The organism is Mucilaginibacter sediminis (assembly GCF_051903035.1).
Taxonomy (GTDB): domain Bacteria; phylum Bacteroidota; class Bacteroidia; order Sphingobacteriales; family Sphingobacteriaceae; genus Mucilaginibacter.
In genome coordinates, this window is sequence record NZ_CP170602.1 from 4,422,405 (window position 1) to 4,437,554 (window position 15,150).

4 protein-coding genes are annotated in these 15,150 nt (G+C 43.9%); all 4 read left to right on the plus strand.

Annotation, left to right across the window (positions count from 1 at the left end):
* Positions 1–5: 5 nt before the first annotated feature.
* The 4 genes from ACFGVS_RS18060 to ACFGVS_RS18075 all read left to right on the plus strand — a co-directional run bounded on the left by ACFGVS_RS18060 (position 6) and on the right by ACFGVS_RS18075 (position 15,127).
* Entirely contained in the window at positions 6–3,038 is a 3,033-nt protein-coding gene (locus ACFGVS_RS18060; RefSeq protein ID WP_439695036.1) for a hypothetical protein, read from the plus strand.
* 17 nt (positions 3,039–3,055) lie between these two features.
* On the plus strand, positions 3,056–7,861 hold the full coding sequence (locus tag ACFGVS_RS18065) for a PKD domain-containing protein (RefSeq protein ID WP_439695037.1): 4,806 nt from the start codon (positions 3,056–3,058) through the stop codon (positions 7,859–7,861).
* An 18-nt stretch (positions 7,862–7,879) separates the two neighbouring features.
* On the plus strand, positions 7,880–9,343 hold the full coding sequence (locus ACFGVS_RS18070; RefSeq protein ID WP_439695038.1) for a contractile injection system tape measure protein: 1,464 nt from the start codon (positions 7,880–7,882) through the stop codon (positions 9,341–9,343).
* Between the two features lie 78 nt (positions 9,344–9,421).
* Entirely contained in the window at positions 9,422–15,127 is a 5,706-nt protein-coding gene (locus tag ACFGVS_RS18075) for an eCIS core domain-containing protein (protein ID WP_439695039.1), read from the plus strand.
* The last annotated feature ends 23 nt before the right edge of the window (positions 15,128–15,150 follow it).

The following is a 15,150-nucleotide window of genomic DNA, read 5'->3' on the forward strand; positions in this document are numbered from 1 at the left end:
TTGAGATGGCAGATAATGTAACCATATATAAAAATCCAAAAACGCCCCCGGCAGAGGATTACAACTATCTGCGGGCGCAGGGAATGGACTATATTGAGGCCCTGGGCAATAAATTGTGGACAGATTACAATATTCACGATCCGGGTATCACTATACTCGAAGCATTATGTTATGCCATAACCGACCTTGGTTACCGCTCGTCATTTGATATAAAAGATATTTTAGCATTACCTCCTAAACAGGCCCCCGATCCTGATTTGCAGGCATTTTACACCGCCAAAAACATATTAACTGTAAATCCCTGGACAACAAACGATTATCGCAAACTGATTATTGATGTTAACGGCGTAAAAAATGCCTGGTTGCACTGCCTTAAATGCCCATGCGATATATTTTTATACGCCAATTGCCTAAAAAGTGAGTTACAATATAATGCAACCGAACATCCCATTATAATAAAGGGGATGTACGATGTAAAGGTTGAGTTTGAGGATGATGTTACCGCAGGCGATTTAAACAGCGGTAAAATTTTGCACACCTTTAGTTTTATAAGCGATGTGGTTAATAATATCACTTCATCAGCAGTAATTGAAATGCGTTTGCCATCTTTTAAAAACCTGGAGGGCGACGATACGGCAATGACATTTTTTACTGTGCCTGCAGATGATGTTCAAAGCGTGGATACCAAGTTTATATCGGGCAATAAAGGCGACAATACCGATATTCCGCAATCCGACCTGGGAAAGGGACTGCGCAATCCGCTGTTTGCCACATTTAATATTACGCTTGATCCTGCAAAAGTAACCTTACCTGGCGGCAATCAAAAGCTGATGGAAGATGTGCCGTTTACTATTTGGTTTAACAGTGATGGCGACAGAAAAGCGATACAACTGGCTGATATTAAAACTGCCATAAATGATATTGCCGACCAGGGGATTATTCCCAATTATTATGGTAAGGTTAAAGCTGCTGCTGTTATCATAAAAAACGTGCGCGATACGTTGATGGCGCATAGAAATCTTTGTGAGGATTATTGCACCATTACAGCCGTCGAAACTGAAGATGTAGCTGTTTGTGCCGATTTGGATGTAAGCCCCGAAAGCGATATTGAGCAGGTTTTAGCACAGGCATATTTTCTCATCGATCAATATTTTAGCCCTGATGTTGATTTTTATTCACTCGCCGAAATGGTGAAAGCCGGTTTTTCGGTGGATGAAATATTTAACGGCCCGGCGTTAAACAGCGGGTTTATAAAAGATGAGCAATTACTGGCCGCGCAATTAAAAACCGAATTACACACGTCGGATATTTATGCCATACTCATGAATATTCCCGGCGTACTGGCGGTACGCGGTTTAATATTGTCGCCTTATGATAGCGAAGGCCACCGGTTAAAAGGCGAAGCATGGGTTTTGCCTGTGGAGCCCGGTAAACAGGCGCGGCTGTATATTAATGGCAGTAAATTCCTGGTGTTTAAAAATGGCCTGCCCTTTTTGCCGGATAAGGCCGAATTAAATGATACGCTTAACGTAATTAAAGGTAACAATATACGGCCCAAATTTTCCGCCGGCGATAATCTTATACCGGTACCGGTGGGATCATATTACGAACTAACAGATTATTACCCTGTACAATATTCGCTGCCGCTTACTTATGGTGTTGGTTATTTTGGCCTGCCGCAAAATGTAACTAACCAGCGCAAAGCCCAGGCAAAACAACTTAAGGCTTATTTACTTTTTTATGAGCAATTACTTGCCGGCTACCTGGAGCAGCTAAGCCACGTGAAAGACCTGTTTTCGTTAAGTACGGCAATCAACAAAACTTATTACAGCCACAAACTGGATAACTCTATAATAAAAGACATTGAAGATGTATTTACCATATCAGAAACCGATCTGCAATCTATCAGCGAAAGCCAAACCACTTTTTTAGATAGGCGGAACCGTTTTTTGGATCACCTTATGGCGCGTTTTGGCGAGCAGTTTAATGACTACGCCCTAATGCTATACAGCTACAGCGATAGTAAAAAAATTGCCGACGAGATATTAATTAAGGATAAAATAGCCTTTATAAAAGATATACCCTTTGCAGGCAGTAATCGTGCAAAAGCCTATAATTATAAGGATGCATCAAATATTTGCAGCGACAACAACATAGCCGGTATTAAAAAACGCATTGAGCAGGTTTTAGGGCTTAAGCAGTTTGACGATTATTTGGATATAACTGATGTTACTGATACATCGGGCAATGCCACAGCGCGTTATTGGAATATTACTGACGATAATGGTACAGCATGGTTGTTAAGCAACAAAAACTATCTTAATTATACCCCCGAAGATGCCAGGGTAACGGCGAAATATGATGCCAATAATTTATTAAATCTCCTTACTGATGCTTCAAAATACGATGTAAAGAAAGACACAGTTTGGCACGTGATAGTTAAAAACGGCGCCAGCCAGGTTGTAGCTGTAAGCGCAGCATCCTTTGCCAAAAAAGTTGACGCCACTGCTCACATAAATAAAATTGTAGCTTTTATAAAGGGCGTAGCTGAGGCCAACAAGATTTTTATTGTGGAGCATTTACTACTAAGGCCACGCAATTTACCGGGAGGGCTCATCCCCGCCGGCGATGCGTTATTACCCATCTGTATTACTGCCGATTGCAATGTTTGCGGCGATGAGGATCCATATAGCTTCCGCTTAACTGTTGTAATGAATGGGTCGAACGGGCTTACAAATGAAGGCCTGCAATTCCGCCGGTTTGCCGAAAACGCCATACGGATGGAGATACCTGCCCATTTAGGCGTTAAAATTTGCTGGGTTTCAACCGCCCAATTGCAAACCTTTGAAACATTGTACTGCGCCTGGGAAAATGAACTTGCAAAAGCCACCCCTGATACTGTGCAGCTAAGTAATAAGCTAAAAAGCTTAATAGATGAATTTAGCCAGTTAAAAAATATTTATCCTAAAGCCTCATTGCACGATTGTGTGGACGGAGACGATCAAAACCGTGTTTATTTAAACAAAACTGTTATTTAATTTAAAAATAATTTGTCATGCAGCCAACGCAATTTAACTATCCTGAGTTTGTACCAGATCAAATACTCACGAGCAGTAACCTCAACGATATGTTTAACTATCTTGACGAGCAGGATAGGTTAACGCGGACAAACCTTATTGGAGTAGGCATTGTATGCGGTTTGGAGGTATCGGTAAACGCGAGTTATACCCAGCTTACCATAAGCGCCGGTTGTGGTATAACATCAGGAGGATATTTGATCACTTTCCCTAAAACAACATTTACACAATATAACGACTATAACGCCCTTAAGCCGCTTTATTACGAAAAGTTTGTTGATGGCGTAAGCAAAACCCAACGCTATAAGCTGGCCCAGCTTTTTGAAACTGCGGTGGTTGAAGGCGCGACCCCACTGAGTAAAGACTACCTGAAAGATAAAGTAGTGATGCTGTATGTTGAGCTTTTGGAGGATCAGGCAAAAAATTGCGATCCTGGAAGCTGCGATGACAAAGGGAAAAATATCGACATCACTTTCAGGCCCTTACTAATCAGCATCGACGATGCTGCAAAACTTAAAACCGCCGGTGCCGATTACGGAGATTCCGACACCGCCTATAAAACGCTGCCCAAACTAAAAATGCCGCGATATAACGTACCCGCTACCCTACTACAGTCAACCGCCCAGGTACTTGATGTTTATCGTAAAATATTATCAACCTCGTTTATTGATAACGTTCAAAATGCGTTAACCCAAACCTATAATATCCTGCAGCCGGTTATTAAAGATATCTATCCAACTAATCCGTTTGCTCAATTGAGCTCAAATATGGCATTCCTCAACAACGGAAGCTTAACCGAATTGGAGGCCATCAACTATCAATATTACTATGATCTTTTCAGCGACGTTGAACTGGCATACAGCGAACTCCGGGAAACCGGTATCGAAGCGCTGAGTTTGTGCTGCCCCGATGCCAACCTGTTCAGGCTCCATTTACTGTTGGGCAATGTCATTCAGGATAATGCTAATCCGCCGCTTGTTAACAGGCAATATTTTATCCCATCGCCGGTGATGGAGTGCCATTGCAAGCAAACCAACCGGCTGCGCTGGTTATTTAAACGCATCCAGCTTTTGCTGCAAAACTTCTACGCCGCGTATGGTGTTACGGGCAACTTCGGCGATTTGTACACGCCAGAACAATTAAAAGCACGCCAGTTAAATAACAACATCAGGATAACGCCGAGCAGCCTGGGGAAATATCCTTTGGCAAAAAAGGCTATCCCGTTTTATTATATGCCGGTTGAGGGCACGGGTTCCCTGGTTGATAATTGGGATATTGAAAAAACGGCCGACGGAGAGGCCGATCAAAACTTATCATATAATTCCAACTTATATGCCACAGACGATTACGTACTAAACCCGCTTAATTATGACCTGGAACCCTATAATTTTTTACGGGTAGAAGGCCATATAGGGATGAATTATACAACAGCATTAAAAAGCATAGTAGGCCTAAGAAATAAAAACCGCCTTCCTTTTGATGTGGTAGCCCTTGGTACCGACCTGGAATCGCTTAAAACTGCGTTGGCCGACCTGGGCAAAACCAGTACTGTTGCCGCGCTTGTTGAAAAATATGCCGACCGAATAAAAACGCCATGCCAGTTCCAGGATATCGATACCCTTTACGATACCCTTATAGCCGAAATTACTTGTCAGCTGTGCCGTACGATGCTGTATTTTTACCAGCTTAACGAGCCCGGCACTACCGGCGATACCCTCCTTTCAAAAGTGCCGCTGGTACTTAAATGCAATCCCGGGTATTATGTACAGCCTGCTACCTTTGGCTTTTTCTTTGAAAAATTTTATGCTAATTATAAAAAGGATGGTATTGCATTTATGTACCGCTCTTTTGATAAGCAGGGTTTTACACCCATCAACATATATTTCTTTTTCCTGCTTTACATCGAGCAGTTCTTTGAAACATTCACGTCATCATTAGGCAACTTCGACTTCGCGGCTTTTACAGAGGCCTATAAAAGGATGATCTCGATAGCTACCGATATCAAAGATACTCTTAGCAACCAAACGGAAAACGACAGTGTTAGCCTTGAAACGTTGGAGCAGCTTAAAAAGCTGATAGGAATGTGCGTTCAAAAGCCGATTGAAGCGCTCTATAAGGATTATCTTTTACGTTGGGTGCACATTATGATGCTGCAAAAGTTTGGGTATTTTGCGCGTAAACATCCCGGCATACAGCATAAAGCCGGGGTACCTATGGGCGGTACCTTTGTAATGGTTTATCATGAAACCCCGGTTCCCGATCCTACCACAACCAATGCTGCCACGCTTGCCAATGCTGCCAGGGAACAAGCCGCTGATGCGGTGCTTGCAAAAGCCAACCAGAGCCCGCAGGAAGTTTTAAAGCTTTTTGGTCTTGCTGCACCCAATATTCAGCAACCACCGGCAGCTCCACAGGCGGGCGCCCAAATTAATATGGAAGAAGCCACCGGTGGTAAAGTGATTGCCGACGCGCCAAAATTTCAAGGTGGTTTTGAAATTAATGCGCCTGAATACACCGGACCAGCGTCGCACTTTGATGATATTAATGCATTTAAAACCGAAAACCAGGCAGAGCTCGATGAACTTGGAATATTACTACAAGGTATAAATGCAACACAAAGCCCATTGGCAGATGCGGTAGCCGAAATAGGGAATGGCATAGTAATAGCCGATTTTTACCTGCCGTATATGTGTTGCTCCGACTGTCCGCCAATACAATTTACCGTTAACGAAGTTGCCGAACCGCTTACCATAGCTGTTCCACCCGGCGTTTTCTGCGGAGCAGACGACAAAACTTATGATATTAAGGTTACACCCGATGGCGGTGAAGTTACGGGCGAAGGAAGCTCTAAAACTGCTGAGGGTAAATTTGTGTTTACCCCATCGGTTATTAAGTTTGCTGCTGCAGATAAAGCACGAGACATTACTTTAACCTATAAGGCTTTCGGCCAAAGTATTACAACAAAAGTAACTGTTTATCAAAAACCAATAGCTGATTTTGATGCGGTGCCTATTGAAGGAGAAACAACCGTTACTATTACCAATAAATCATCTGCTTTTGCCGATAAATATTCATGGGATTTTGGAGACAACCAGGCATCACTTGATAAAGATCCGGCACCGCATAACTATACTTCTGATGGTACGTTTACTATCACACTTTCGATATCAAATAATAACATTTGTAACGATAAAATATCTAAAGAAGTCACAATCAATACTCCTGATGTAACCATCAGTATGAGTAAGTCTGTCTTTTGCAGTAATGACGATACCCCCTACCAAATATCAGTTACTCCGGACGGAGCAACAGTTGATGGCGAGGGAGCTGTAGACCAGGGAGGAGGAAATTTTGTATTTACAGCAAATAAAGTTGCGATGAACGGGGCTGCAAGTAAAAAAATTACACTTACTGCCCATAAAGGAACAAAAAGTAAACAACTTGATATAACCGTATATCAGCAGCCGACAGCCGATTTTGCAATTGTGCCGCAAACCGATAAACCAGGCACTGTTGCATTTATCAATAAGTCGCCAGCGTACGTTACCGGCTATCAGTGGACCTTTGGCGACTTGACACCGGCATCTACCGATGCAACACCGCCACCGCACACTTATACAACCGACGGCGATTACCCGATAACCCTGGAGGTTTATAACAGCGATTGTAAAGGTATTCCAAAGACCATCAATTATAACGTTCAATTACCCAAGCCCGAGATTGATATAGTTCCTAAATTATTCTGTATCCAGGATACTAAACCTTACCCAATCTCAGTAGGCGCAGATGGTGGCACGGTGACCGGCGATGGTGTAAACCAGCTCGCAGACGGTTCTTATATATTTACGCCGTCTTCTGTTCCTGTGTTTCCAACCGCAAAAAGACCAGTAATTTTTACAAATACATTAAATGGGGTGCCAAAAACCGTTGAGGTAACACTATACAGTGCGCCAATTGTCAAATTTTCCACAGCGCCGGTCAGTACTTCTCCTTTCAGTGTTCAGTTTATAAATGAAACCGAAAATGCTGATAAATTTCAATGGATATTTGATACACAGGGCACATCTGACGAAAGAGACCCAATTAAGACCTTTAGCTTGGCGGGAACCATTAATGTTACTCTACGGGCATCAAATGCCGACATGTGTAAAGGCTTTATAACACAGCCTGTTACTGTAGTAGGGCAGCAGCTAATTACTAAAACATGCCTGCCGGTAGCCGGTATTTTAGAGCAGTTTAACGGACTGAAAGAAATAGATACAAAAAACTATTCGGCTTTTGTAAGGGCCTTCCCGGTATTAACTACCGAATTGAAGCCGTTTTTTGAAAGCCTTAGCGGCGCAGATGGATTGAGCATGGAGGACCAGGTAGCCTTATTTAAAAAGCGCAAAGCTACAGACCTGATACCCAAATGGATAGACATGCTTACCAAATTGCTTGAAAAAAACATCGCGCTTGCCGGGTTAACGGCAGCGTTGGTGAAAATACTATCGCAACTGATAGAACATATCTCCTGTATTCAGCCTGATGACATTAGCAAAGCCAAAGTTCCAATGGCCGATGCATTAAATACGCTCGGCGCTTTTTGCGAAGCGTTTTTAGCGATGGTTAAAAAAGCAACAGCAGACCAGAAGCAACAATTGGCTATCGCCATTAGCCAAATGAATAAGTTGGACGATGGCCTCAAAGAAGAAATACAGCGGGTTGCGTCAAACAACGAAAACACAACTAAAACTAATTATGTGGCCGTATTAAAGAAAATCATTAAACTGTTTGTAGCATAAAAAATGTATTGACTTTCTATGTTTTTAGAAACTGAAAATAACATTGGTAATCTTTCATTTCAATTGCAGTATAACGGCAACGTGGATGGTATTGCAATAAAAAAAACAACGGAGGATATAGTTGAGCACAATTTTTTACCTGCGCTGGAAAGTTTGCTGGATAAGCACAGTCCGCCACAAAATGTTGTTTCAATAGATAAACTAATTTGCGAAATTAATATTGGTGCCAGCGACCTAAATGATAGGCTCGCCGGTAAAATAATGCAGCAACTGGAAAAATTGCTGCTGGAAAAGCTTGCTTTGGTTAATGACACTGAACAACCACCAACTATTGAAAAGCGTTTTGCCGAAACTTTGTTGTATTACCTGGAGAACGGGTATTTGCCGTGGTGGGCGGCAATAAGCACCAGGCAACAGCTTAATGCACTGATAATAAGACAGGTTAAAAGTGAAATTCCTGGTAGTATGGCGGATGCCTTGCTGATCTTATTAAAACGCGAAACAGTTGTAGCCCGCATATGTAATGATTTTGAAGACGCTACTTTTTGGAACTTTTTTAAATTGTTGCCGGGGTGGGTTGATAATTCCATTACCACAGCCTGGCAAAAGGATTATTTCACTTTTATTGCCGGCGAAAAACCAGCCTTTGATAAACGCCAAACCTCTTTTTTGTACAAAAAAAGTCTTTTGAAAAGCCTATCGCTTTATAAAGCTACCCAATTGGCATTTAATCTTATCGCGATAAACAAACAATTTGTAAGTTCCTTTATGGCCGGGCTTTGGCTGTACTTTAGTTCTTTCAATAAAACCTTCGCGGCAGATGCTCCGAACTTGATCAACAAAATAAAAAACGAAGAGCTAAAAACAACGTTAACATTGACTGGCAACCAGGATAGTAGCACAAATGAAAAAAAATTACAAACAACAGAAGCAGGAAAACCAGATAGCGCAAAGGAAAAAGCAGAAGAAGCAGAAAACACTCCAATTAAGGATGCTATCTATATCAACAACAGCGGCCTTGTAATTATTGCGCCTTATTTAGGCATGTTTTTCAGGAAAGCAGGTATTGTGGAGAATGATAAAATAACTGATTTAACCAAGGCAATTACCCTGTTAAATTATATCAGCAAAGGTTTTGATGCGTTTGCCGAATTCGAAATTGTTTTGCCAAAACTGCTTTGCGGACTCGACGTGAAAGATGCACTTAAATACCGGTATATGATTACCGCCGACGATGTTGCAATGATAGATGAGTTGCTTAGTTCCATTGTAGCTAACTGGCCGATCTTGAAAAACACGTCGAATGACACCTTGCGCAGCACATTTTTACTGCGCGATGGAAAGCTTACTTTTAAAGATAACGGCCTGCGCCTTAAAGTACAGCAAAACTCCCTGGATGTTTTACTGGAACATCTTCCCTGGCATATCAGCATGGTAAAGCTACCCTGGATGAAAAATATATTATATGTTGAGTGGGTATAAATTAATCTTATTAGTAAATCGAAAAAGGATATAACAATTGATAGTTAAGCTTTAACGCATTAGTTTTTACTTTTTAATATGGTATCAACCACCGAAAAAACGGCTAAAACAAATCACATCGCCCCAAAAAAGGCGGATGGGAATTGTTTTTTCCGGAAGGCCGAGGAGCCTTCGTTTTTTCAGTCGAATGATAAACCAGCATTTTTTGGTGGTGCTGCTGTTCAGCCCAAATTATCTGTAAGCACGCCCGATGATCCCCACGAAAAAGAAGCCGACCAGGTGGCCGACCAGGTAATGCGCATGCCGGAACCGGTAGCCGCCCCGGTTAATGCCAACCCTCAACAGGACGAAGACCTGCAACGGAAAGAAGAGGAAGAACATACAGTGCACCCCAAACTGGAAACCCCTTCTATCACTTCGCTGCAATGCAAACAGCAGGGAACCATCATCAGCCCAAGGCTAATGCCGTTTGTGCAGCGTAGCAGCAACAGTGACGAATTTGTATCGGATAACAGCGACAATGCACCATCCGGTCAGCATAGTGAAGGCCACTTATCATTAAAATCACTCCCATTATGCCGCAGCCCCGGCCAGGCCGAAAGTAACCGCGGGCCGCCGGCAGCAAGTTCCAGCTTTGAATCGTCACTTTCCTCAAGTAAGGGGAATGGCAGCGCTTTGCCGTCTGACACGATGGCAAGCATGAACTCGCGTTTCAATACCGATTTCAGCGGCGTGCGTATTCATACCGGCGCAACAGCCGAAACCTTAAGCAGCAGCATAAACGCCCAGGCATTTACGCATGGCAGCGATATTTATTTCAATACCGGCAAATTTCAGCCCGGTACTGATAGTGGCGGCTTATTGCTTGCGCATGAGCTTACACATACTATACAGCAAGGCAGCGTCTCTCAACCTGCCCAGGGAAGCACTGTATCCCGAAAACCCATTATACAACGCCAGGCTCATGACAGGCCTGTGCCCTCTCAATTAAATAATGCCGTAGCCAAAGCCAAAGGCGAAGTAGGTAAAGTAAATGCAAATGAGGCTGGTCCCGATGGTTTCCGTACGGGCTGGCAAAGGCTTGTTGAATATTTTAAAACCACCCTGGGCCAGGATAAAGTTGTTGCCGAAGGGCAACCCGGTTCGCAGGGTGCCGTTTCCGAAGGCGATATTAAAAAAGAAAGAAAAATTGATAATGCGCTGCCGCCTGCAAACCCAAGGCCGGCCGCCGGTCCGTACGTTAGGGATGCTATGCCAAGTTGGTGTGGTATTTTCGCGTTCTGGAGTTTGCACAAAGGCGGTGTACCGTTAAGGAGATGGGAAATAGGCGGGCCGCCGGCAGTTGATGTTAACGCTGCGTATCCGCCGGGCTATATTCCAAAAGCCGGCGATATAGCCTACCGGAATGCATTTTCGCACTATGCGCTGGTGGAGAAAGCCACTGGCGATACAGTTACCACTATAAATGGAAATACATCAGGCGAGAATAACCTTGGCGCCCAAATCCAGGTTAAGGATCATCCGCTAAAGAGCTGGACAGCATTTTTTGATCCATTGATGCTGATGAACGGGCAGCTTGGCTCGGGCGATACTGCTGCTGAAGAAAAACCAAAGACGCTAAGGGAGATGCGGCAGCAAATATTCCACGTAAACCGCAAAGAAGATACAACCTCCGGCGATGCAGAAAGCACCGATGATAGCATAGAAACACAGGTACATGCCAAACCCGAACTAAGCAACTGGGCCGTTAATACGGCCGGCGCGCTTACACATAGCCCTTCGGCTGCACCCACTGTGCAAGCTAAGGAAGAGCCGGGCCATCATGAAGATGACTTACAGGAGAACGAGGCACACTATGAGCCGCATAGCCACGAGATACAACGAAAACAAGATGGTGAAGAGGCGCACAATGAGCCGCAGGGGCCGGATGTTCAGCTTAAGGCGGATAGAAAGATTCAATGTTCATGGTTTGATAGCGCTTTATCTGTCATTAATTCGGCGGTTGATTATGTAGCCAAGGGACTGGAAGCCGGTAAGGAATTTTTACTTAACCAGGCCCGCGATTTTGCAATGGCCATACCGGGCTATATGGCCCTGCGCGTGGTATTGGGCGAAGACCCTATAACCAATCAGCAGGTTGAGCGTAATGGCCATAACTTTATTGAGGCCGCATTTGATATTATGCCGGGTGGCCGCCTGTTGCACCAAAAACTTGAAGAACTTGGCGCACTCAGAACTGCCGAAGCATGGGTTGATACACAAATAGCTGCCATTACATCGGTAGTACAGGGGATTGAGAATAGTGTTGAAAGCTTCTGGAACCACCTTTCGCTTGCCGACCTTGCGCACCCTCAACAGATATTTGAGCGGATAGGAACCATTATACATGATGCCATAACCAGCATCATCAATTTTGCGGTAAACGCTGCGACTGAGTTGCTGGCCATTGTTAAACGCTTCCTGCTTAACCAACTGGTATCGTTTATCAAAGATCATACTACGGCCTATCCGTTACTGTGTGTTATTTTAGGACAAGATCCTGTAACCGATGAACATGTAGACAGGAACGGCACAACCATATTGAATGCATTGCTGGAACTTGGCGGCGAAGAAGGCCGCGAACAGCGCCGGCAGATGCAGGAAACGGGCAGCTTTAAAAAGGTTGCAGATTATATCGACCGGGGTATCCGGATATTTGGCAATGCCTATACTGACATAAAAGCCGGCATTGCCCATATCTGGGACTACGTATCTATCAACAGCCTGATGCATCCGATAGATACTTTCAATGAGATTTATAACACTTTTGCGGCGCCGGTACGCAAGGTATGGGATTTTGTAACCGAAGTGGGTGCCGCAATACTCCGGTTTATAAAAGAGGTATTGATGGTGCGCCTCTCGGCATGGGCGCGTACGCAGCGGGGCTATTTCCTGGTTACAGTTATTATTGGCGAAGATCCGTTTACGAAAGCAAATGTTCCGCGAAATACCGAGAATGTGATCCATGGCTTCATGAGCCTGATGGAAGGCGGCGAAGAGCAGTTTAACCAGATGAAGGAATCCGGAGCCATCGACCGGACGACGCAACGCGTTAACGCCGCAGTAGAGCGGCTGAACATGACGCCGGAATCGATTATACAGTTGTTTATCGATCTGTGGCATTCGTTCAGCTTAAATGACCTTATTCACCCGATAGAAGCCTTCCAGCGTATTATTCACAGGTTTGGTGAGCCGATAGCGCGGTTAATAGCATTTGTGATCGAGATCATCAAAATTGTGATCGATGTGATCATGCAGATCATGAACTTCCCAACCGACCTGATCCGCAACATTATAGCTAAAGCCATGCTGGCGATAGAAATGATTAAGCGAGATCCGATTGGCTTCCTCAAAAATTTGCTGAAAGCAATTAAAGAAGGCTTTACGCAGTTCTTTACCAATATTGTTGAGCACCTCATTTTCGGGCTCACAGGCTGGCTAATGAGTGAGTTGAAGGATGCCGGCGTACCCGAACTTAAGGATACTACCTTACGGGGAGTAATTACCTGGATACTGGCAGTGCTTGACCTATCGATGGAAACCATTTGGAAGAAACTTGCCGAGCATCCAAAAATTGGCCCGCAAAAAGTTGCCAAGATCCGAAGTGTAATCAATACTCTTGAAGGCATATGGACATTTATAAAGGATGTACAGGAACGGGGTATCGAGGCTATTTGGGACAAGATAAAAGAACAACTGACTAATCTTTGGGACACCGTGCTCAGTAGTGTTAAAAACTGGGTAATGGAGCAAATTGTTAATAAGGTTACGGCCAAGCTGCTCTCTATGCTTGACCCAACGGGTATAATGGCGGTTATTAACAGCGCTATTGCTCTTTACAAGGCCATACAATCATTTATAAAATACCTGCGCGAAATGTTGCAGGTTGTCAATTCGTTTGTGGAAGGTGTGGTTGAAATTGCCAGCGGTAACACCGCAAGGGCAGCTAACTTCCTTGAAGGCGCGCTGCACCGGGCTATGCCTATAGTGATAGGCTTCCTGGCCAACCAGGTTGGCCTTGGCGGGATAGGCCACCGTATTGGCGAGTTGATAGTGAGTGCCCGTGCGCTTGTTGATGAAGCTATAACCTGGCTGATAAATAAAGCGGTTGACCTGGGTAGCAAGCTGCTGGAAATGGGGAAAAATGCGGTAGCTTCTGTAATGAACTGGTGGCAGGATAAGAAAGATTTTACGCTCGAAAATGGCGAGCACCATGAAATATCAACAGAAGGAACGGCGGATGCTCCTAAAATAAAAGTAGCCAGTATCGAACCAATGGATATGCTTTTGCTGATTACCAAGAGAAGGGCCCTTACAACCAAACCTTTAACACCGGCACAGGATAATTCACTAAAGACAGCCGAATCGAAAAATACAGTCCTGGTAGATTATATTAAAACAAACAGGGCAGTGGTTACTGCCGGCGGCACCCCTGCTGATGCCATCAGGACTGAGGTTGGCAAGCAACTGGATTCAATTAAACAGGATGTAAAGGATGGAGATGCCCTTAGCACAGCTGAACAAGCCTTGCCTGTTACACCATTGCCAACTTATGGACCACTTACAGGCACTGGTTTTGGTACAAATATGCACGTTACACCGCTAACCAAACTGGGAGTGAGTGGATCTACAGTTACCGCGAAGCACCCTGTCTTTACGGATTTATTATTACGGAAGCGAACTTCTGGTGGATCAAATACCTATTATGTGGCAGGCCATTTACTCAATAATAATGTGCATGGGGATGGCGGTACATGGAGCAACCTGACTCCTCTTGCTAACACCGCCAATAATCCTGATCATGAAAACAACGTTGAAGACAAAGTAAAAAAAGCAGTAGAAAAGAATTTAATACTTGATTATACTGTGAAAGTAAATTATAACCGATCTCCAAACACTACCTTGTTAGGTTTGCTGGCTGCCGACACAACGTCGGCGGCTACCGTAGTTGAGGCAAAACGCAAAATTGTTACTGCCGAAGCCAGCATACCTGATAGCCTGGATTGTACCGTAAAACAAGTTAAGGCTGATGGCACAACACCACTGCCTACCACCGACCCTGACTATAAGAAAGAGTATAATTTTAGCTACGCTGTAAATAATAATAAACACATAGCAGATACAGATCCAGGTCTTTATTTCTTGCAAGACCCAAGCGGAGGATCATACACCCCGCTAAACGTTTTGCAGCAGAGAGCTACTCTTGCATTGGCTGGTACTGCACCTAAAACATGGAATGATTTCTACGCAGATGTAAACAACCGGGCAAGTATTGATCATTTAGGTACAACACCTGCGACTGGCGGGATAAGTGAATTAGCACAACTTAAGTTGCCATTTGAGCAACAACGGCTATTTGAGTTTGAAAATAATAAGATAAATGATATACCAGTTGTTCCAACTTCAATTCAAAACTGGGAATCGTTCCAAGGTAACAGAGAAGCTTACAGACCCGATGCAATTAACCCGAACACACACCTTAAAACGCTGAAGAAAAACTTTGGTACAAAAATGGGCAGGGTAAAGGCCGAACTATTCCGATCGGCCAGGGAAATGCTCGGCGCTGTCATTGCAACCGATAAATGGAACGACTTTAGGAAAGCCAATAATCTTTACCCGAGGGAACAGATACTTGAGCAAAGTGAACTTGATACTTTTAGGGCAACTTATTTTGATCCTAAAATAGCAAGTTTAAAGGCTCCAGGCGGCTCCCCGGCAACCCCGGCACCGCCCACAACACCATAATTATAACAAACATGAAAAATAGT